We start from the raw sequence: 333 nt of genomic DNA, 5'->3' as shown, positions 1-333 counted from the left end.
CTCCGCGTTGTAGACACCGCCCGCGCTGCGGCCCAGCCTGCCCTTGGCGTCAGCAAGCGTCTCCAGCGGTTTGGTGCACAGCGGTGTGTAGTTGTCGCCGGTCCACCCGCCGAGGTAGACAGCGTTGGATTCTGCGAATTCCGCCTGGATCTGCTCGCTGGACCACACTGCCGTGGCTGCCGGCGAACCCGCCAGCATCTCCAACGGCGTGTCTGCTGTGAACGCCGCGAGACCCCCCGCCCACCCGCCGCCGGGAATATCCGCGGCAGCGAGACCGGGAATGTAGAGCGTGATGTCCGACAGCCCCGACTCGATTCCCGACACCGCCTCCGG

The 333-nt window shown here is 67.9% G+C and carries 1 protein-coding gene; it reads right to left on the bottom strand.

Annotated features, from left to right (window positions below):
* Nucleotides 1–333: hypothetical protein (locus AC5RWU_RS24740; RefSeq protein ID WP_493986800.1), on the bottom strand; the 333-nt coding region annotated here is incomplete at both ends.

The sequence above is a fragment of the Arthrobacter sp. B0427-1-12 genome (genome assembly GCF_059092905.1).
This window is presented reverse-complemented; position numbering and strand designations above follow the sequence as displayed.